The organism is Lacticaseibacillus salsurivasis (assembly GCF_036246225.1).
GTDB classification, from domain to species: Bacteria; Bacillota; Bacilli; order Lactobacillales; family Lactobacillaceae; genus Lacticaseibacillus; species Lacticaseibacillus salsurivasis.
On sequence record NZ_BTTP01000006.1, the window covers coordinates 93197 to 111560 of the forward strand.

An 18364-nucleotide genomic window follows, 5' to 3' on the forward strand; every position below is an offset into this window, starting at 1 on the left:
TAACTCCTTTAACTGAATAATTATAAAACTATTATTTATCCAGTTTAGATTACCATACTTCAGATTAACTCGGAAGCGTTGACATCCCACACAATCCAGATTTGGAATAATAAAAAAACGACTCGCCATGGCGAGTCGCTTGGAGAATGTTGATGATGATTTCCCGGGCAATTAAGCCGTGATTTGGCGGGCCGTTTGAATCTCTGCGTACCGCGCTGGGGCGAGTTTGCCGAGTTCGACCAGCTTGCTTTCAATCTGATCCAACACGATGTTGCGATGTTCCGGATTATTCACGAAATCCAGGTGGTCACGGTCAATCGTCAGCATGGTGGCGCGGGTGTAGCCTTTCGACCAGTCGCGGTAGGCTTGGTTCACGCGGTTGTAGTAGGCCACCAGCTCCGGCTTTTGGCGAATGTCTTCCATTTCGCGACCGCGGCTTTGAATCTCATCGATTTCGTGGTCGGGGTCGATTTTAAGGTAAATCGCCAGGTCCGGCAGGCCGTTCCACGGGCTGCCGTTGACGTTGGACTGCATTTCCTGCGACAAGGTGACATAGATGTTGTAGTCAATGTCATCGATTTCGCCGTTGTTATGCAGCTGAGTCGCCATGACGAAATCGGATTCCAGTGAGGAGTCCATAATGGCGTTTTCCTGCATGATGGCTTTCTTGAGCTGCTGATAGCGGTAAGTCAAAAAGGCAATCTGCAAAATGGTCCCGGTGGTTTTCCGGCTGTCTTCACCGGCGGAATAGAATTTCTGCAGCATTTTGGCAATCATCCCATTGCCTTCGACGTCTTCATAGTAAGCTGGCGCGTTGAGGTCAGCTGAAAGAATTTTGGTCAACGAGGTCTTGCCTGCGCCGATACTCCCGAGGATATAAATCATAAGTTTGCTTCTCTCCTAATCGTGTTGCTCACAGCGTCTTCAGGCCGAGTTTCCGCCGTCCGCGGTTGAACCAAGGGCTGATGGTGAAGGCCAAAAGATCGTTGATCACATAGATACTAGCGTTGATCGCCATGCCGAGGCTGGCATCACCTTGCGCGAAGGTGATCGCCCACAAAATCAGCTGGGCGATACCGGAGAACAACCACCAGAAATACTGACTATTATACCGCAAGAAACAGATGATGCCGCCGGTTAATGAAATTGAAAACGCCATCCCATCATAAATCGGCCGCGGGTCGTTGGTGAAGCGGCCAATCAGCACCGCCGACAGCGCCCACACCGCCAGCGTGGCGGCGATCGCAATGACCCATTCCTTTAAACGGAAGGCCTTGAGATGGTTTTTGGTGTCGTCGTTCCAGGACCGCACCGAAATCAATACCGGCAGATCCAAGGTCAGGACATAAGCAATCTGTTCAAAAATCGACAGGTAGTTTTTGGCGGTGAAGCCGACGAAAATGAAGCAGGCAGCCGACACCAGCCCCAGCCAGCCGTTCACGGCCTTGGTGGCGTTGATGGCAAGGACGCACAGGACGCCGAGCGTGGTGCCGATAAAGGTAATCACTGCGACCGGGGTGATCGGCGCATTGACCAAGGTCATCAACTGACAGCCCAGCGCGAACCAGAACAGGTAATAATTCTGCTGCGGCCAGCCTTTGAGTTGATGGATTAACCAATGACCATAATTTTCTGAAACTTGCATGCGACAATTCCCCCTCAATGAATAAGCAAAAAAAGAACGAGTTCCATTATGCAGCAGGAAAAATTACATGTACAGTCTTGAATATACTGGATATTGGTGTTATGTCGATTTTGCAATCTATATCTAGTACCATGGCCGAAGTCGCCACATAGAAAAACCGCTACCGACAAGCGCCGGTAGCGGTGATGAAAATGCGGATTTAACGGACGGTGAGCAGGCTGATGAGCACGCCAGCCACCACCACGGCGATGGCGCCTTTCAGGCCCGTGCTGGCCCAAGATAGCCGCTTTGTGCGCCATTCCGCCCCGATCAGGAGCAGCGTGACCAGCAGCGCGGCCACGCACATCACCATTAATTTTGCGACAACGGACATGGCGCACCTCCCAGGGTTAGACTTCTAAGTCAAAATACGGATTGATCTGTTTTTGCAAATCGTGAATTTGCACCAAGTTAACCGATGGCATCAGTCGGTAAATAAAGCCGGCGAAAGTGTCCCGGTGGAACTTGTAGTCCATGCGGCCCATGCGGTGGGCGCGGCCTTCGATTTTTTCCCATACTTCGAGATTGTATTCGGCGTCAGGGATAAGGGTAATGTACTTATGGTCGTCTAAGGCGACGACGGGTTTAACAACAGATTGATCCAGCATGACAATTCCTCCAAGCTACTTATCCATGACGATGGCCTGCCTTCCGGAATGTGCTAACAGGTGATCGCTGTGAAATTAATTATAGCAGATTGGCCGGGGATGTCAGGTCTAATTCAACTGGGAAAAGTTTGTGAAACTCAATTCACAAGCGGCCAAACCCGCGTCGCTGTAAGCCAGACCCTGTCAAGCCCCATCTTGGCTGAAAGCCCAGTGAAACAACGCTGAAAGCGTGAAGGGGTCGCGTGCAGGCGGCCAAATAAAAATATTTTTTGGTGGACAGTCGCTTGGATTATTTCACAAATTTATGAGAAAGTTGGCCTTTTCCGAACAAATGTTCCCACCCGAATTTTATCGTTCAGTGTGGCAGAATCCAAATCAGGGAAGGGAGGGCATTGATGGTGAAATGCAGGGCGAAAGCATAACGTAAATCGCGTTTTTGCCGGTATAAAAACGCCATGCCGAGGCCCATGGTGGTGTACGTGACCAAAAACCAGGACAGCCTTGGTTCGTGAATCAGGCCAAACACCAGCGCCGAGGTGATCACCGCCCAGCAGTTGTGGCGGCGATCATCTTGGCGCCAGAAATAGGTCATGAAGAGCCCGCGAAAGACCAGTTCTTCAATGAGCGGCGCAAACAGGGCGCTCATGAAGAAGGTCATTAGCGGCCAGCTGGTGCGGGTTTGGTTAATGGCGACTTGGTTTTCGGGCAGGCCAAACTGCGAAATGACGATTTCGACGGCCAAAATCAGGGCATACAGGCCAAAAATTTCGCCCCAGTCGCGGCCGTGGAAGGGGCGACGCTGGATGTGCAAGGGGTTGTTTTGGCGCAGGCGGCGCCGGTAAAGGCGACTGAGCGCGTAGATTTCGGCCGCCCCAGGGATCACCATCAGCGCCAGCATCACCCAGTCGCTGGCGGTTTGATGATGGTGTTTCAGCACGCCGGCATACACCAGCGAAGGCAGTTGATAGCCATAGACGGCAAGCGTCAGGCCCGCAAAGGCCAGCACAGCCCCGGTCTGCCGTTTGAGCCAAGGCCAAAATGATGAGTGCATAAGTGGTCTCCTCGTTTAAAAAAGGAGCTGTGATAAATGTCACAGCCCCTAAATTCACTCCAAATATTCCAGCAGAGTTACGTGCCAAAAGGCTGGAGCCGAGCAGCTAGCTACGCCCTCCACCGAGTCCAAAGTTCGGACTTGGTGGAGGGCTAGGCTACCTGTCGGCTCCAAAACCGCCTTTTGTCACAGCCCCAAACGGTCGGATTAGTCGACGAAACGGACCGCGGTGCCGTAAGCGACCACGGATTGCATGTCGGTAGCAATGGAGCCGGAGTCAAAGCGCATCATGACAATCGCATCGGCGTTTTTCGCCAGGGCTTCGTCTTTCATGCGTTCAATGGCGTTTTCACGGGAAACCTGGAGCATTTTGGTGTAGCCTTTGATTTCGCCGCCCACCAGGCTTTTAAGCCCGGCGCCAAGATCGGAAATCATGTTGCGGGACTGGGTGGTGACGCCGAAGACTTCACCAATCACTTCATAATTGTGGCCAGGGACATGTTCAGTGGTGGTAACCAAAAATTCTGCCATAAACAATCACTCCTTTGTGATTAGACGCTGCGTTTGCGGAAACTGAGATAAGCAATCAAGGTAAAGACCACGGTGTAAAGCAAGGTGCCGCCGATCATCATTGGCGTGCTGAACAAGGTCAGCTTGGCAAAATCAGCGGATTGAATCTGATAATTCGTGAGCAGGAACGTAAACGGTAGGAACTTGGTCCAGTGCTGCCAAGCAATCATGGCAATCATCAACGTCGAAGCTAGTCGGGCTAAGAAGTAACCCACGAGGCCGGTGGCAATCGCGGCGGCATTGGATTTGAAGACGGTCGAAAGCAGAATGACGACTGACAACAGGAGTAATCCTACCAGCAAGTCAGACCCGATGGCGCGCAAGTAAATCAGCCCGTGAGTTAAGTTGCCGACGTGCTGGGCCCAATTGTAGCTAGGGAACAAAATCAAGGTTAAGCCGACCGTCATCAACCCTGCCACCACTTGGAGAAAGACCAGCTGGGTTAAGGCGGTCAGTATTTTGCTGATAAAGACCTGACTCCGGTAATACTGGCGGTACAACAGCTGCTTCATCGTGCCATACTGAAATTCCATGGCAATGATGCTGGCGGTGGAGGCGATGGCAATCAGCATGACCAGCCCGCCGCCGACGTAGCTATTGCCAACCAAATCACTAGGGGCAAACATGCTGGGGTTGCGCTTGCCGACGATGCCGAAGGTGATCTGCACCAGGACCATGAAGCCCAAGGCAATCCACCACCCGATTTTATGAATCTGTTTATAAACTTCTTGTTTGTAAAGGGTGAGCATCGTTAGGCCTCCTCTTTCTGATCGTCGTGGACCATGGCTAAGAAGGCCCCTTCAAGGTCGTGCGCTTGCTGGGCGACGGTGTTAATTGCCACGCCGGCATTCACCAAAGCATACAAGGCGGCATTCAATTCGCCTGGGGCGGTGTCGAGCAAGGTGATGGCATCATCGACCACCGAGAACTTGCTCTGAGCCATTGTCAGCGCCGCTTTGGCCTGATCCAGGTTATCCACGGCAATCTTGTAAGTAATGCCGCCAGCGGCTTCTAAGGCCTTCATGGTGGCATGCTTGACGATTTGACCGTGGTTGAGAATCAGCACGTCATCGGCCAGCTTTTCCAATTCCGACAAAATATGGCTGGAAATCAGGAAGCTGGTGCCGTGGCTGGCCAAATTCCGCAACAGGTCTCGTAGGTCTTTGACCGCTTGCGGATCGAGGCCGTTCATCGGTTCATCAAGAATCACCAGTTGCGGGTTGTTCACTAGGGCCTGAGCGATGCCGAGCTTTTGTTTCATGCCCAGACTGTAGCTTTTGGCTGGCCGGTCGATGTACTTGCCCATGCCCATCGCTTTGATGATGGTATCGACATTGGTTTGCTTGTTATGTTGGTTGGCAAACAGCTGCAGCTGCTGGCGGCCAGACAGGAACGGATAAATGCCTGGATACTCAATCAAGGCGCCGACGTTCCGCAGTGCCTGGTGTGAGGTGATCGACACGGGTTGGCCTTTGATATCAATCCCGCCGCCGTCGACTGGAATCAGCCCCAAGATGGCCTTCATAATGGTACTTTTCCCGGCGCCGTTGGGACCCACCAAAGCAACGATGTGGCCTTCTTCAACGAAGAAATCAACGCCATGCAACACTTGCTTAGCGCCAAAGGATTTGTCGAGGTGATCGACTGTCAAAATTGTTCCCATACACTGCTCCTCTCACGCGTTGTCGCGCTAGGCATAGAATACCACTGGATACCGGTAAAGGGGAGTAAAGACAGATAACAGTTTTGTTAGATGAGCGGGCGGCTGGTATTATTTCCCGGGAAAAGTGGACGATAAGAGGTTTGGAAAGCGCTTGCAATCATAACTCAAAAGACTACTCTATATGTATATACATGAGGGGGTTTGGTTGATGACAAAAGTGAATATTTTACTCGCCTGTGCTGGCGGAATGTCGAGTAGTTTGCTGATGACCAAGATGCAGCAAGCGGCCAAGGCACAAGGGATTGAGGCCCAGATTGATGCGATTGGCGTTAACGGCGTCGAAGCCCAAATGGATAAGTACCAACCGGATGTGATTTTAATCGGCCCGCAGGTCAGTTACGTGGCGACCAAGCTGCAAAAGGATCTGCCAGTGCCGGTATCCGTCATCAACATGCGCGACTATGGCACGATGAATGGGGAAAAAGTGCTTGCTACCGCCATGGCGGAAATCCAGAAAGCGCAGGCTTAGGCCATGACGGTGACGGACATGTACCCAGATTATCGCGGTTCGGGCCACCGCCCTGCGGATTTTGGTGCTTTTTGGCAGCAGGCCCTGGCCGAAATGCGAGCGACAAAGCCTGAGGTCGAGCAAAAACCGGTGGCAATTCGTAGCCAGGTCGCCCAGGCCTATGATTATTGGTTCACCGGCGTCGGCCAGGCGCGCATTCATGCCCAGCTGATCATGCCCAAGGCCTATGATCCCAAGCAGGCGCACAAAGGCCTCCTGATGTTTCACGGCTATCACTGCGATGCCGGTGATTTCACCCAGAAATTCAACTGGGCGGCTGAAGGGTTTGTCGTGCTGGCGATTGATGTGCGCGGCCAAGGCGGCCCCAGTGTCGACACCACCCAAACTACTGGTGGCACGCTTAAGGGGTTGATTATTCGCGGCGTGGAAGATGGGCCGCAGCATTTGTATTACCGCAGTGTGTTCTTGGATTGCGCTGAAGCCGCTGACCTGTTGGCGGCGATGCCAGGCGTAGATCCTGACCGGATCTACGCGATGGGCGGTTCACAAGGTGGCGGGCTGACCTTGGCCACCCTTGGCCTGGTGCCAACCATTCACCGTGCTTACGTGAACTACCCGTACCTGTGCGATTATCGCAAAGCCTATGCGCTCGGCGCCGAAAATAACGGCTATGACCAGCTCGCGTACTGGTTCCGCTACCGTGATCCGCTGCATGAGCGGGAGGACGCGTTTTTCGATACGCTCGAATATATCGACGTTCAGCACTTTGCGGCGCAAATCAAAACGCCACTGATCTGGGGGCTGGGCTTGCAAGACCAGGTGGTGCCACCGGTCACCCAGTTTGGGGCGTATCACCAGTTGGCCGGTGAAAAGCAGCTTTACATTCTGCCGGAATACGGCCACGAGTTCCTGCCCAAAGTCGGCGACCGCGCCTATAATTTCTTTATGGATTAGCGCCAAAGAAATAGCGTCTGGTTCAAACCCTGAGTTTGAGGGTTGAACCAGGCGCTTTTTAGCTGCGCTTCGCAGTCTGTCATTTTATTGATTACCGCGTAGGAGCCGGATCAGTTCATGCCCATAAGCCAGCGCAAACCAAATCAGCAAGAACAGCAGCGGTAAGACGTGCACCAGGTACCACAGGCCGCGCACCCACCAGTTTTGGTTGTTGAAAGGCAGCCGCCACAGGACCTTGCTGGCGACTTGCGCCGTGGCAATGGGACCAAACCAGCGGGAATCGGCCGAGCGCGGCCGGTTATCGCCTAAGACGAAATACTGGTGGGCTTTCAGCAAGGTCGTGCGCTGAAAGCTGGCATCAGCGAACAAGGCGCCGCCATCCGGTTGACCGTCGTAATTATAGTGCTGGTTAGCCATCGGGTATTTGACGTAAGGCTCCTTCAGCGCCTGGCCGTTGCGGTACACCGTGGTGCGGTTGATGCCGATTAAATCGCCAGGCATCCCGATGACGCGTTTGACCAACAACCGCTGGGCGGGAATTTGCTTGACCAACCCGTCATTGCGGAAGGTGATCAAATCACCGCGGCGCACCGGTTGCTTGATGGCACTGGCGAGCTTGGTGTTCATCACCACGATCCACTGCCCCGGTTTTAACGTAGGGGCCATGGAATGACCGCGCACATACTCGAGGGGCATGAACAGGCTCATTAAGCTGCTGATGATCATCAAAGCAAATAGTGTGCCAGTCAGCCAACGCTTTTTCATGGTGCCACCCCCTCGTCAACAATTTTCAGCGTACCATGTTGAAGGCAAGAACGGGCGGTTCAGGCCGCGTTTAAGGCTTTCTTAACGGGCGGCGGCATCAGCGGTTAAAATTCCGCTTTTTTCTTGCGATTCAGCAGCTGCTGCACGGCTTCCTTCGGATCGAGGCCATGGTTGATGACTTGGTCAACGGTTTCAACAATTGGCATGCTGACGTTAGCTTTGGCGGCCAGCTCCAAGGCGCCAGGGATGGCGTTGATGCCTTCAACGACCATGCCGATTTGCTTTTTGGCGGCGGCGGGACTCATGCCTTGGCCAATCAAGAGGCCGCAGTTGTGATTGCGACTGTGGGTACTGGTGCCGGTGACAATCAAATCGCCAATGCCCGCCAGCCCGTCGAAAGTGGCCGCATGCGCGCCAAGCTTGGTGCCCAGCCGCTTGATTTCGGTCATACCACGGGTGATCAGCGCGGCCTTGGCGTTATCCCCGTAGCCTAAGCCATCCGAAATGCCGGCGGCCAAGGCGATGATATTTTTCAAGGCGCCGCACAGTTCCACGCCGTAGCGATCTGGGTTGGTGTAAACCCGCATGAAGCTAGAGGTGAAAATGTCTTGTGCCTGCTTGGCGGCTTCCTCGTCATCGGCCGCGGCCACAATCGTCGTCGGCAAATCCAGCGCCACTTCTTCAGCGTGGGTCGGGCCGGACAGCGCCACGAGCCGCATTTTTGGCGCGTTCAGCTGGCTGAGTTCGTCGGCAATCACCTGGGTCATCGTCAGCATCGTGTCGGGTTCAAGCCCTTTGGCGACATCGACAATCAGCTGACCGGCAGGGATGAAGGGCGCGGCTTGTTTGACGGTTGACCGGACATAAATCGATGGTACCGCCAAAAGCAGCAAAGCCTGGTCCGTGCAAGCGGCCTGCAAATCGCTGGTGAAGGTGATGCTGGCCGGAATCGTCATGCCAGGCAGGTTCTTTTGTTGCCGCGTTTGATCCAGCTGCTTCACCTCATCAGGTAGCGCGGACCACACTGTCACGGTATGGCCTGTGTTGGCTAACATGCGGGATAATGCGATGCCCCAAGTACCGGCACCAAGAACGCCTACTTTACTCAATAATCTCACTCCAGTTTTAAATGGTTGTCCCCTAAGTGTACCGCATTTTCACTTAGAAACCGGCAAAAGTCGCCTGAACCTGGTGAAAATTACCTTGACAGGAAGCGGTCATGGTTTTAATATGAAGCCAGCTTCACATGAAGCGAGCTTCACTTTTGGAGGTTAGGATGAAAACCAAGGTTAAAGCATACCGCAAAGCCGCTGGGCTGACGCAGGCCGAGCTGGCGGCTCAGGTCCATGTCTCGGCGCGGACCATTATTTCAATCGAAAAAGAGCAGTACAATCCTAGCCTGATGCTGGCCTATCGCTTAGCTGAAGTCTTTGGTGTCAGTGTGGAAACACTGTGCTGCTTAGCGGAAAACAAGCAACAGGAGGATGATGAAATTGAAAATTTATAATCAAAAGGGCCTGCTGGCAGGCCTCGGGTTAGTGGTATTAGGCAGCCTCAATCTGTATTTTCAGCTCACCGGCCCGGCTCTGCACGGCTGGGACTTGGCCCAGAGTTGGTTGATCATCCTGGGCTGCTGGTTGGCAGGGGCCGTGGCCATTCGCCGCGCGACTTCGAAGCAGGCAACGCGGGAAGACCGGCTTGATGAACGCGATGAGCGGCAGCAGCTCATCAGACTCAAGGCCAATGACCGGACGCTGAAACTGTTGTTGGGGGTCGTCATCACCGGCGTGGTGGTGGTGCTCGCCGTGCGCGGCGGCCAGCTCGACGCCACCTTGAAGGCCATGCTCAGCGGGATTGGGTTGATGATTGGGTTGACGTTTTGGCTGTGGGTTGGCAGTACGCTGTATTATGAGCATAAGCTATAAGTGATCCGTCACCTGTAGCCAGTTTGGTGGACTTATCTGTCAATGTGAAGAAATGAGGTCGGCATTATATGGCAGAAATGATCAAAATATCGTTGCGGTTGACGCAAGCTCAATATGACCTGCTGCGGCAGTTGGCTGCTTCTGAAGGGATCTCCGCGGCTGCCTACATGCGGCGGGCAGTACTTGAACGCATGGAAGATGAAGCGGACTACAAGGACGCCCAGGCCAATCGTGCCGAAAGTAAGGGCGCGATAATCAGCCGGGCTGATATTATGAAACAACTGGGTATGCAGCCATGACCGTGACGGTTAGCGGGCAAGCGTCCCCATTCACGATTCAATAAACGCAAGGTATTCAAATAGCGCCCACCATCAATGATGGCGGGCGCTATTTTGTACGACTATGAGCCCTTACTGCAGGGGAATGGCGGCGCCGTGCTGGAGGCCTTTCTTCACGGTTTGGTAGTCGTGATAACTGGTAAATGCCGACACCAGCTGCCTCAGGTTCATCACGCTGTCGCGGATTTCCACGTTCTTCGGTTTAACGGTATTGCCGCTCACGGTAATGCCATACTGCTGCGCCAGTGAAGTGATGGCAGTTTTGGAGTCATACATGTTGTACAGGCGACTTTCTTCGCCATTCAACCAGCCATAAAACATGTAAGTCTGAGTCTTTTCACCGTTGATTGTGTAGGTTTGCGAGAAGACGATCAGGTTGCCATTCGCGCCAGTGACGGTGTGGTAGGCGTAAGAAACGTTTTTGTCCTGGGTATACTTGGCGATGGTGGCGGTGTCTAAGTCATTAAGGGTCCAATATTCCATGAACAACAAGGCGGCGTGGTCAGCTTCGGTCAGGCCCGTTAAGGCACTGGCGGGAGCGAGCGCGGCTTTTTTCATCACATCGATCGGATACTCGGTTGTGGTGCTTTGGCCCGCCACACTACTGGAGCTGCTGGTGGCTTCGCTGCTGGTGGCGCTGCTGTCTGTGCTGCTGCTTTCGGCCGGGATGATGGTGCGTTTAATGGTGGTGCTTTCCTTGACCTTGGCGAGATTGCCAGCCGGTGTGGGAATCCAGTCAGCCACGCCACTGACCAGCAGAAATACGCTCAACGCGGCGAGCAGGCCGAGCAGAATCTGTTTCAGTTGATACTGGCGTTTCAGCAGGGCAGGCGGCGTCCAGTACAAATCCTGCGGGCCGCCCTGGCTTTTATCGTCGGCGGTTTTCAGTGCGTGGTACCGCCAGTGCGCCAGATAGAACCCCAAGCCGATGGCAACCAGCGCTAGCACCATTGCCGGCACCAGAAAAAGGTTTTGCACGCCAGCGATGAACCAGGCCATCAGTTGGGTCAGGGCATCGAGGCCAGTCATGGGCAGCGCTGCTTGGTAGTGGATGCTCAAGGCGATGAACAAGCCAATGGCCGCCAGCACGCTTAAAACAATGGCAACGATGCGCCAAGCCCGCACCCCGCGCGCCTGGCGCTGCAGGCCGCGGACATAGGTTTTGCGGGCGCTGCGGATTTGACTTGGGAACATCATCTTGTGCGTTTCCAGCTGGGCATTCACAATCTGGCGATTGAGGCGCCATTGCAAGCTGAGCACTGCCGCTAAGGCAATAAGCAAAATGACGGTAACGAGATAAAAAGCCAAGTGGTTCACCTCCTGAGAAATATTGCTTCATGATACGCTTGCGATGGTAAAACGGGGTTATGCGGTGACGACCTGCTGCTGAAGCACGGTGCAGTCAGTGAGATAAGTCAGGCAAGCCGTTTTGACCATGCTTTGCACATTGGTTGCGTCATAATCGCCGAATGCGTAGACCACCACTAAAGCATGCGTGGTGGCAGGCGTAATCATCGCCCGCGTGGAATCTGCGGTGGGACTGCCGAAGAAGCCAATTTGATCCGCTAAAACCAGGCTGTTGGTCAGGTCGATGGCCGCTTTGCCGATGCCAGGGTAGGTTGCTCCGGATGGAGCTACCGTGTAGCTTAACGGTGGCTGCAGCTGGTCGAGATCGTAGCTGCCCAGCGGAAAATGCAGGCGCAGCGACAGGTCATTATTGAGGTCAACCAGGTTATTGACCTGATACAGACCTTTACCTTTAATCACGCGGCGCCACAAGCTATCGCTGGCTGGGCGGTAGCGGCTCGGGTCTTTACCGACATGTTTTTAGCCAGCTTTGGTGGCTTGAATGGCCGGGTTGGCATTTAAAGTGGCTAACGTATCTGTTGTGGCGATGTGGTCAATGAGTGGGTTGAGGCGTTCAGCCCAAAGCTGGTCGCTATGCGCGGCATTTTTGAACGTGATTTCAGTGATGACGAGACTGCCGTCAATCAAGGGATTGAGGGAAAACTCCAAGACGTAACCTCCGAGAAGACGAATTTGTGGTTTCTATTATACCGCAAGCATCGCCATGTGGTTGTTTCACGTGAAACTTAAGCGGCGGGACAACAATCAAAAGCCACGACTTCGCAGATGAAGGCGTGGCTTTTCGGCTGACAGTGGGATGAAGTTGGCGGCAAGGCTTGTGCATTTTGAACAAGCAGACCGATAAGTGCGTTGTTGCACTTGATCATAGTCAATAGTTAGACACAATCGGGGTTGTTCAGAATATTAAACACCCGTTTGAATTCATCGAATTGGTTTTCCATCAATCGCTCGTCATAATCAGGCCCTTCATCAGCCACCACCATGAGAAAACTATAAATAAACGCCGCAAAATGATGCGCGATTGGCCCCGGGTAGCGTAAGGACACTTGCCGGGCCTTGAGTTCAATTTGTAGCTGGGCGGCCAGTTGCTCAAGGGTGCTGGCTTTAAAGCTCACTTCAGGGGTATTAATTTTCCGCAGCAGTGCTAGTTCGGTAATCAGGCCGCGATCGACTTCAGGTTGATGTTGAATCGCCTTGGGCAGACCTTGGCTGGCCAGCCGATGAATCAGAAGGGGATTGAGGCGCGCCAGCCAGTCATCAATGGCGGCTTGGGCGAGATCGTATTTATCCTGGTAATGCCGGTAGAACGTGGTGGGGCCGATTTCGGCAAGAGCGACTAAATCGAGTACAGAAATTGTCTCAAATGATTTTTTGCCTAATAGAGAAAACAGCGCTTGAATGATGGCACGCCGCGTTTTGCGCACACGCAGGTCCGGTTTATCACGGTTTGTACTGGTCATCGTAAACGCCTCCTTTTTATCCCAACCATTACGGGGAAAATACATAAAAAACTGATAATCAATTAAAATAAATATTTATGGGTTAATTTTACATCAAATGACCCATATGTAACAACCACGGATTAATGACCCTCAATTTTGGGTTAATTGATTATAGAATGATAACAAGTTAAGCATGTGACGTTTTATTCAAACCCACCGGACTCTTGGGGGAGTGAGCAACTGACGGTGATGAACATCACATGCATTCGTGTAGGTTACTTGTGAGCATTAGCCTGATCTCCGAATCTCACTTTGGAGGACTAATGATGAACAAGAGCAAACAAGGTAAATTAATTCGCATGATTGGGGTTTGCGGACTGGCGCTGGGCGCCTTGACCGCTTCTGGCACCGTTGCTAGCATCGTTCAACTGGGGGATGCTCAATCACGGGTGGCAGTCGTAAAGGCCGAAAACGTGACTAGTGCCACGGATAACACTAGCGACCGGGTTTTGAAGCTGCACAAGTTTAAGGCCAAGGATAACTCAATGACCAACGGGACGGCTGCTACAGGGACTGCCGCCGACGCTGCCGGTACGGCTGATCTCACTCCGATGGCCGGGGTGAAGTTTGAAGTATACAGCCTGGATAACGCTCAGGCTAAGGCTTTTGCGGCGCTGGATGAAACCGCTAAAGCCGGCTTCGATGAAGGTACGCTGAAAGCAACGATTATGACCGATGCCAGTGGGAACGCCGAATTCAATGCTGGGACCGGTCAGGCCGCAGATGGTTATTACCTCGTTAAAGAATTGGATAACCCAGCGGTTCAGAAGAAGGCCACGCCATTTATCGTGCACTTGCCGATGACTAATGGCCAATTTGTTGATGGCGCCAGCCTTCAGTACACAGTTGATGTTTATCCAAAGAACGAAATCAACGAAGAAAATCTGAAGACAAATCCAAATAAGACGCTTGAGGCTGTCGATAAGGATGGCAACAAGATTATCACGAAGGATACGTCAGTCATGGCGGGTCAAAGCGTCAAATGGGATTTGACGGCACAACGGCCAGCTGATGCCAAAATCGATGCCGTCACGGGCGAAGATGGCAAGGTAATTACGCCTGCCAAGTACGCGACCCAGTTCGTGTTCTCTGATCCAATTGACACCAAATCGCTGACACTCAACGAAGACAACATCACGATGAGCATTATCACTGACAACGGTGATGGGACAACGACACCACTGGCACTGGAAGAGGACGTTGATTTCACTGTCAATACGGAAACAACCAAAGGCGATTATCAAGTACTCATTCTATCTTTGACCCCAGCCGGACTCGAAAAATTGGGTGACGCTGATGCTAAGTCGACAGTGGTTGCCACGATCGAAACCACTGTTAAAGACGCCAAAGACACCAAAGACGCTAATATCCTGAACACCTTTGACACATATTACACTGGCACCACCACTGATGAACCGGGGCATGAAACGACTGTGCCAACTGATCCAACCGATCCAACCGACCCCGTTGACCCAACCGATCCAACCGACCCAACCACGCCGACCAATCCGGACAAACCAGATCCAAACCAACCAATGATTTACATGGGTAACGTGACCGTCGCCAAGATTAAGGAAAAGACGGACGAAAACGCCACCGATGAGCCACTGGCCAACGCCACCTTCAAGCTGGCAGCTAGTGAAGCAGACGCCAAAGCGGGCACATGGGTGAAGGGCGCTGACGGTGAGGCAGTCACTGTTACCACCGACGCCAATGGGAAGGCCGAATTCACCGGTTTGTTAGTGGATAAAGTCGAACACGATGACGGCTCCTTCACGTATGAGAAGAAATACTACCTCGTTGAAACTGATGCCCCAGTTGGCTTTGATGTCGATGGGAAGATTCACGAAGTCACAGCGACCCAAAATAATGACGTTGACGCGACCGTCGTGGACCCTGACAACTTTGTGCCAAACCTACCCCTGACCGGTGCGCAAGGCCGCATCCTGATTTTGGCCGTTGCTTCGGTGACGCTGCTGGGTAGTGGCTCCTACATGATCCTGCGCAAGCGGCGTGAAGCGAACGACTAATGGTTCACCATCAGCGGAAAGGTGGTGTTCTCATGATCCAGCACAAACGAAAAAGCGCGTTGCTTAGCGTTGCCGGTGGATGGTTACTGTTTTTGACCATCATCCTTGGCGGCTGGTTTAGAGCAACGCCGGTACTCGCCGCCAGTGGTCCGCAGCTGGTCATTGATAAGCGCGTCAGCGTGCCTTCAACCAGCAATACGCAGCAAACCGTACCGCTCGCCGGCGCCCATTATTGGGTGACGCGCATCGTCGCCAGTGGCCAAGGTGCCATTGACCCAAGCGATGCAAAAACGTATCGGGCAGCGACTGGCCTAGCGACTTTTAGTGCTGAGTTGGTTACCGATAACGCCGGTCGCGCAACGGCCGCGCTGGTGGTCGGGGCTAGTTATCTTGTCGTCGAACAGGCCAGTGCCGTGATCAAACATCCTGCCGCCCCGGTGGCCTTCACTGTGCAACGCAGTGATCAAGTGATTACGGTGGCCCCGAAATCGAATCTGGATTTCAGCGGCCCGCAAAAGCCGGCCAAGACGCTAGGCAACACCCTAACGACGGCGGGCACGCCGGTGGGGAAGAAAATCGCCCATACCGGTGGCGCCATGCATGTGCAAGCCCCGGTGTTGCTGCTCGTGGTGTTACTTCTGGCAAGTGGGAGTTACCTGCTGATCATTAGCCGGCTCGCTCGCGCTCGGCGCGGCTAGCATGCCGAATCGCAGTAGCTCTCACCTAGCGTGAGGGCTATTGTGCTACACAAGCATTGGCTGCGGCTGATGTGGTCGAATGGAGAGTAGGCAAAATGAAGCAACTAAAATTAATGAAAAAAAGGCGCAAACGGCCGTGGTTAGCAGCGGCGATTCTGGCGCTGTGCGTGGCCTTGGTTGGCTCGCCGCTAGCGCCAGTCATCGCCGCTGGTGCGGCCGGCGCTGGCTCGCCGCCAACCAAAGCCGGCTTCACTGATATTGAAGAGCTGACGGATGATGAAATTTCTGCAGTAGCCGATTTGAATCTGCTGTTTGCGCAGTCGCCGTGGCAAAGCGTGAACCTGCGCTCTGGGAATGTGCTGGATTCGGCAGCGTATACGACTGCGATTACCGGGAACAATACGTCGCTTAGCGGAATTTCTAATGCGACGAGTTGGCCCGTGTATAATCCGATTAAGGCCGATCAAATCGATATGCTTTATGCCCCGCTGTTCAATGGCGTCGTGACGGTTGGCGATATTAAGTATAGTTATGCATTTAGTAATGGGATCACTTCAATGTTCTTCATGATGGATGCTGCCGCGGCCGATTCTGTGATTAAACCTAGCCAAGGTACCGGCGTTACCGCAGCCGCATATACAAAGATTGCGCCTACTTTTACTGTGGACTCACAATTTAATGGGTTGGTCGACAATGTAAAAGTCTACACGGATCAAGCTGGACATCGACTTGCGAAAGTGATGACGTTGTCAGATTGGCAAATCGCTGACGTCGCCACCATCGATCCTAATACTGGGTCGATTAGCCATAACGTGTTTTACAAGAATCTCGGGTCCACACGTTCCAATATTCGTCTCGGAAGTCAAATGGATATTGCGGTATCAAAAGCTAATACCCTGGGTAGCGTGAAACTTGACCGCCTGCAGGTGACTGCAGATGGATATGATGGTGCTTACATTACGGGGGTTATTCCGAACAATCCAGATGACCCGAATGATAGAATTGCTGACGACCAGCAATCAACGACCCTTGTTGATGGTGGGCTGATCATGTATAGCGATCCCGTGGATCCCACCAAAACTGAAGTCTATGCTGGCCGGACGCCAACGAGCCAAAAGGTCCTTGGCGATACGATGGGGCTGGTTGCTACAGCGGGTCAGGAGAAGGGGACGGCCTTGGTCGGTAAAAAACCGGATCCGCTGTATGATTCAAGTATGTACTACTTGTCCAAGCCCATCGCGACCCTTCCTACTGGCGGTACGGTGCGTTTACAGTATATCGAACGACTATCTGACAAAATGACCGCGACGGTCCGTTATCAAGACGTTGATACAAGTGAAGTTCTGGCCCGGCAAGACATCGTGGGTAATGTGGATGATCAGTTGAACTTTGTTGACACCGCGACCTTTATGGCCCAAAACGCCAGCAAGTTTACCGGTTACGAAGTGGTTTCAGACAATACCGCAGAGGCTAGCAACTACACCTTCCAAAGCAGTCCCGGCACCTGGATTGTCGAACTGAAAAAAGTACCGATCTACACTCCGGATGACAATCCGCACGGTCTCCCCTTAACGGCCACAGCCACCGAGGCGGTGAACTACCTGAAGGATGGCGCGGCGTTCCAGCAGACACCGGGACTGGCGACGGTCAAGCTCTATCGTTACGTGACAGTCCACCTTGACGACACTTACGAGTATTCCGATTGGACCACGAGTGAAGCTGAGGCGAATGCGCACAAAACCATCACCAAGGCCAATCCGACGGTAGCGGCGCTGACCCAGGCGCAAATCGATGCCTACTTACCTGACCAGTACCGCGGCGAGGTGACGAAGCTCAAGGTTGGCGAGACACCGGAAACAGCGGTCGAGCCTAACCAGGTGCTGACAGCAGATGACCAGCTGGCTGACTGGCTTAGCCAAGGCGGCGACTTGGCGATTACCCGCACGGTGAACTACACGCCGGCGCAGGTCGGACCCATCGTCCCTGGCGACCCCAAAGATCCGTACTATGCCATGACGCACAAGACTTTAACGGTGAAAGTGGCAGTTGATGATGCGGCGCTGGCCGCGGATGACCAAGCCGCCGTTGCGCTTGGTGATGAAGCCACTCAGACCATTGCCTTCGAGCGAACGGTCACGTATAGTGGCGATGACGTGATTGCCTTGGGCGCCTGGACGCCCACGAATACCCTGCAGGATGTTACTGCCAAAGCTGTTGACGGTTATGTCATCAGTCCCGCCAGCACCGTGACCGAAGCTAGTCTCACCAGCGCGGTGGGCGGAACGGTGGCCCAAGCGCAAGTCGGCCAGTCGCTGAAAACCGTGCTGGCTAACTTCCAAGCCGACGATAACGGCGGCATCACCGGGGCAACCCACACCAACGGCGCTCTAGATGGCACGGCGACCACCGAAATCAGTTACAGCATGAAAATCACTTACCCGCAAGCTGGCGCCCGCACTAACTTGTGGACCGGCCTGCTCGCCGCTGCGCTTTTAGCGCTGGGAGCAGCTGGATTATTATTCCGCCAGAAACTGCAACATTAAGCACAAGCGACAATGAAGTGCCCTACAATTGTTAGACAAGAAGTCTAACGATTGTGGGGCATTTCTTGTGACCAAATATAGTAACGAATTAAAGGCAAAAGTGGTTTCTGAATACTTGAAAGGCGGTATTGGTTAC

General features: G+C 53.3%; 21 protein-coding genes and 1 pseudogene. 8 read left to right on the forward strand and 14 right to left on the reverse strand.

All coding sequences use genetic code 11. From position 1 onward, the window contains the following. Positions 1-171: 171 nt before the first annotated feature. From AAA927_RS06505 to AAA927_RS06540, 8 genes are all read right to left on the reverse strand, one after another. On the reverse strand, positions 172-885 hold the full coding sequence (locus AAA927_RS06505; protein WP_204118232.1) for a deoxynucleoside kinase: 714 nt from the start codon (positions 883-885) through the stop codon (positions 172-174). 28 nt (positions 886-913) lie between these two features. Then, on the reverse strand, positions 914-1645 hold the full coding sequence (gene pnuC / locus AAA927_RS06510; RefSeq protein WP_338216818.1) for a nicotinamide riboside transporter PnuC: 732 nt from the start codon (positions 1643-1645) through the stop codon (positions 914-916). A gap of 199 nt (positions 1646-1844) precedes the next feature. Then, positions 1845-2018: a hypothetical protein gene (locus tag AAA927_RS06515; RefSeq protein ID WP_338216820.1), complete on the reverse strand. Its 174-nt coding sequence runs from the start codon at positions 2016-2018 to the stop codon at positions 1845-1847. A gap of 16 nt (positions 2019-2034) precedes the next feature. Continuing rightward, entirely contained in the window at positions 2035-2292 is a 258-nt protein-coding gene (locus AAA927_RS06520) for a hypothetical protein (RefSeq protein WP_125580714.1), read from the reverse strand. A 355-nt stretch (positions 2293-2647) separates the two neighbouring features. Then, entirely contained in the window at positions 2648-3343 is a 696-nt protein-coding gene (locus tag AAA927_RS06525; protein WP_338216822.1) for a CPBP family intramembrane glutamic endopeptidase, read from the reverse strand. Positions 3344-3550: 207 nt separating this feature from the next. Continuing rightward, on the reverse strand, positions 3551-3874 hold the full coding sequence (locus AAA927_RS06530; RefSeq protein WP_204118228.1) for a heavy metal-binding domain-containing protein: 324 nt from the start codon (positions 3872-3874) through the stop codon (positions 3551-3553). 20 nt (positions 3875-3894) lie between these two features. Further along, complete coding sequence (locus AAA927_RS06535; protein WP_338216825.1) at positions 3895-4662, reverse strand: DUF2705 family protein; 768 nt, start codon at positions 4660-4662, stop codon at positions 3895-3897. Between the two features lie 2 nt (positions 4663-4664). Next, positions 4665-5576, reverse strand: a complete 912-nt coding sequence (locus tag AAA927_RS06540; protein WP_338216827.1) for an ABC transporter ATP-binding protein — start codon at positions 5574-5576, stop codon at positions 4665-4667. A gap of 208 nt (positions 5577-5784) precedes the next feature. On the opposite strand from AAA927_RS06540, the gene AAA927_RS06545 reads away from it, so the two are divergent. Both AAA927_RS06545 and AAA927_RS06550 read left to right on the forward strand, forming a co-directional pair. Continuing rightward, positions 5785-6105, forward strand: a complete 321-nt coding sequence (locus tag AAA927_RS06545) for a PTS sugar transporter subunit IIB (protein ID WP_125580704.1) — start codon at positions 5785-5787, stop codon at positions 6103-6105. Positions 6106-6108: 3 nt separating this feature from the next. Continuing rightward, a complete protein-coding gene (locus AAA927_RS06550; protein WP_338216829.1) occupies positions 6109-7059 on the forward strand; it encodes an acetylxylan esterase in 951 nt (316 codons plus the stop codon). Positions 7060-7143: 84 nt separating this feature from the next. Here the strand turns inward: AAA927_RS06550 and lepB are convergent, their stop codons facing one another. Both lepB and AAA927_RS06560 read right to left on the reverse strand, forming a co-directional pair. Then, positions 7144-7824: a signal peptidase I gene (lepB, locus tag AAA927_RS06555; protein ID WP_338216831.1), complete on the reverse strand. Its 681-nt coding sequence runs from the start codon at positions 7822-7824 to the stop codon at positions 7144-7146. 104 nt (positions 7825-7928) lie between these two features. Further along, positions 7929-8933 carry an NAD(P)H-dependent glycerol-3-phosphate dehydrogenase gene (locus AAA927_RS06560; RefSeq protein WP_338216834.1) on the reverse strand — a complete coding sequence of 335 codons (1005 nt, stop codon included), beginning with the start codon at positions 8931-8933 and terminating at the stop codon, positions 7929-7931. Positions 8934-9100: 167 nt separating this feature from the next. Here AAA927_RS06560 and AAA927_RS06565 point away from each other — a divergent pair, with 167 nt between their 5' ends. The 3 genes from AAA927_RS06565 (at position 9101) to relB (ending at position 10048) form a co-directional block, all read left to right on the forward strand. Continuing rightward, positions 9101-9331: a helix-turn-helix transcriptional regulator gene (locus AAA927_RS06565; protein WP_338216836.1), complete on the forward strand. Its 231-nt coding sequence runs from the start codon at positions 9101-9103 to the stop codon at positions 9329-9331. Continuing rightward, positions 9318-9749, forward strand: coding sequence for a DUF2178 domain-containing protein (locus AAA927_RS06570; protein WP_338216838.1), 432 nt, complete (start codon positions 9318-9320; stop codon positions 9747-9749). The genes AAA927_RS06565 and AAA927_RS06570 overlap by 14 nt, the downstream gene beginning before the upstream one ends. Positions 9750-9817: 68 nt before the next feature. Beyond that, positions 9818-10048 carry a type II toxin-antitoxin system RelB family antitoxin gene (gene relB / locus AAA927_RS06575; RefSeq protein ID WP_338216841.1) on the forward strand — a complete coding sequence of 77 codons (231 nt, stop codon included), beginning with the start codon at positions 9818-9820 and terminating at the stop codon, positions 10046-10048. A 111-nt stretch (positions 10049-10159) separates the two neighbouring features. Here the strand turns inward: relB and AAA927_RS06580 are convergent, their stop codons facing one another. The 4 genes and pseudogenes from AAA927_RS06580 to AAA927_RS06595 all read right to left on the reverse strand — a co-directional run bounded on the left by AAA927_RS06580 (position 10160) and on the right by AAA927_RS06595 (position 12915). After that, positions 10160-11395: a hypothetical protein gene (locus AAA927_RS06580; RefSeq protein WP_338216842.1), complete on the reverse strand. Its 1236-nt coding sequence runs from the start codon at positions 11393-11395 to the stop codon at positions 10160-10162. A 57-nt stretch (positions 11396-11452) separates the two neighbouring features. Continuing rightward, positions 11453-11896: pseudogene (locus AAA927_RS06585) on the reverse strand (B3/B4 domain-containing protein); the annotation flags it as partial. 18 nt (positions 11897-11914) lie between these two features. Beyond that, positions 11915-12103, reverse strand: a complete 189-nt coding sequence (locus AAA927_RS06590) for a hypothetical protein (RefSeq protein WP_338216843.1) — start codon at positions 12101-12103, stop codon at positions 11915-11917. Positions 12104-12330: 227 nt separating this feature from the next. Beyond that, positions 12331-12915, reverse strand: a complete 585-nt coding sequence (locus AAA927_RS06595; RefSeq protein WP_338216844.1) for a TetR/AcrR family transcriptional regulator — start codon at positions 12913-12915, stop codon at positions 12331-12333. Between the two features lie 308 nt (positions 12916-13223). Between AAA927_RS06595 and AAA927_RS06600 the strand changes: the two genes are divergently transcribed. The 3 genes from AAA927_RS06600 to AAA927_RS06610 all read left to right on the forward strand — a co-directional run bounded on the left by AAA927_RS06600 (position 13224) and on the right by AAA927_RS06610 (position 18228). Further along, positions 13224-14987, forward strand: a complete 1764-nt coding sequence (locus AAA927_RS06600; protein ID WP_338216846.1) for a SpaH/EbpB family LPXTG-anchored major pilin — start codon at positions 13224-13226, stop codon at positions 14985-14987. 32 nt (positions 14988-15019) lie between these two features. After that, the gene (locus tag AAA927_RS06605) at positions 15020-15685 is read left to right on the forward strand and encodes a hypothetical protein (protein WP_338216848.1); all 666 of its coding nucleotides are present in this window, start codon (positions 15020-15022) and stop codon (positions 15683-15685) included. Positions 15686-15780: 95 nt separating this feature from the next. Then, positions 15781-18228 carry a mucin-binding protein gene (locus tag AAA927_RS06610; RefSeq protein ID WP_338216850.1) on the forward strand — a complete coding sequence of 816 codons (2448 nt, stop codon included), beginning with the start codon at positions 15781-15783 and terminating at the stop codon, positions 18226-18228. Positions 18229-18364 lie beyond the last annotated feature (136 nt).

Excerpts from the sequence above, each read along its gene's own strand:
- AAA927_RS06505 (WP_204118232.1), bottom strand. The coding sequence starts at position 885 with ATGATTTATATCCTCGGGAGTATCGGCGCAGGCAAGACCTCGTTGACC.
- pnuC (WP_338216818.1), bottom strand. The coding sequence starts at position 1,645 with ATGCAAGTTTCAGAAAATTATGGTCATTGGTTAATCCATCAACTCAAA.
- AAA927_RS06515 (WP_338216820.1), bottom strand. The coding sequence starts at position 2,018 with ATGTCCGTTGTCGCAAAATTAATGGTGATGTGCGTGGCCGCGCTGCTG.
- AAA927_RS06520 (WP_125580714.1), bottom strand. The coding sequence starts at position 2,292 with ATGCTGGATCAATCTGTTGTTAAACCCGTCGTCGCCTTAGACGACCAT.
- AAA927_RS06525 (WP_338216822.1), bottom strand. The coding sequence starts at position 3,343 with ATGCACTCATCATTTTGGCCTTGGCTCAAACGGCAGACCGGGGCTGTG.
- AAA927_RS06530 (WP_204118228.1), bottom strand. The coding sequence starts at position 3,874 with ATGGCAGAATTTTTGGTTACCACCACTGAACATGTCCCTGGCCACAAT.
- AAA927_RS06535 (WP_338216825.1), bottom strand. The coding sequence starts at position 4,662 with ATGCTCACCCTTTACAAACAAGAAGTTTATAAACAGATTCATAAAATC.
- AAA927_RS06540 (WP_338216827.1), bottom strand. The coding sequence starts at position 5,576 with ATGGGAACAATTTTGACAGTCGATCACCTCGACAAATCCTTTGGCGCT.
- AAA927_RS06545 (WP_125580704.1), top strand. The coding sequence starts at position 5,785 with ATGACAAAAGTGAATATTTTACTCGCCTGTGCTGGCGGAATGTCGAGT.
- AAA927_RS06550 (WP_338216829.1), top strand. The coding sequence starts at position 6,109 with ATGACGGTGACGGACATGTACCCAGATTATCGCGGTTCGGGCCACCGC.
- lepB (WP_338216831.1), bottom strand. The coding sequence starts at position 7,824 with ATGAAAAAGCGTTGGCTGACTGGCACACTATTTGCTTTGATGATCATC.
- AAA927_RS06565 (WP_338216836.1), top strand. The coding sequence starts at position 9,101 with ATGAAAACCAAGGTTAAAGCATACCGCAAAGCCGCTGGGCTGACGCAG.
- relB (WP_338216841.1), top strand. The coding sequence starts at position 9,818 with ATGGCAGAAATGATCAAAATATCGTTGCGGTTGACGCAAGCTCAATAT.
- AAA927_RS06595 (WP_338216844.1), bottom strand. The coding sequence starts at position 12,915 with ATGACCAGTACAAACCGTGATAAACCGGACCTGCGTGTGCGCAAAACG.
- AAA927_RS06600 (WP_338216846.1), top strand. The coding sequence starts at position 13,224 with ATGAACAAGAGCAAACAAGGTAAATTAATTCGCATGATTGGGGTTTGC.
- AAA927_RS06605 (WP_338216848.1), top strand. The coding sequence starts at position 15,020 with ATGATCCAGCACAAACGAAAAAGCGCGTTGCTTAGCGTTGCCGGTGGA.
- AAA927_RS06610 (WP_338216850.1), top strand. The coding sequence starts at position 15,781 with ATGAAGCAACTAAAATTAATGAAAAAAAGGCGCAAACGGCCGTGGTTA.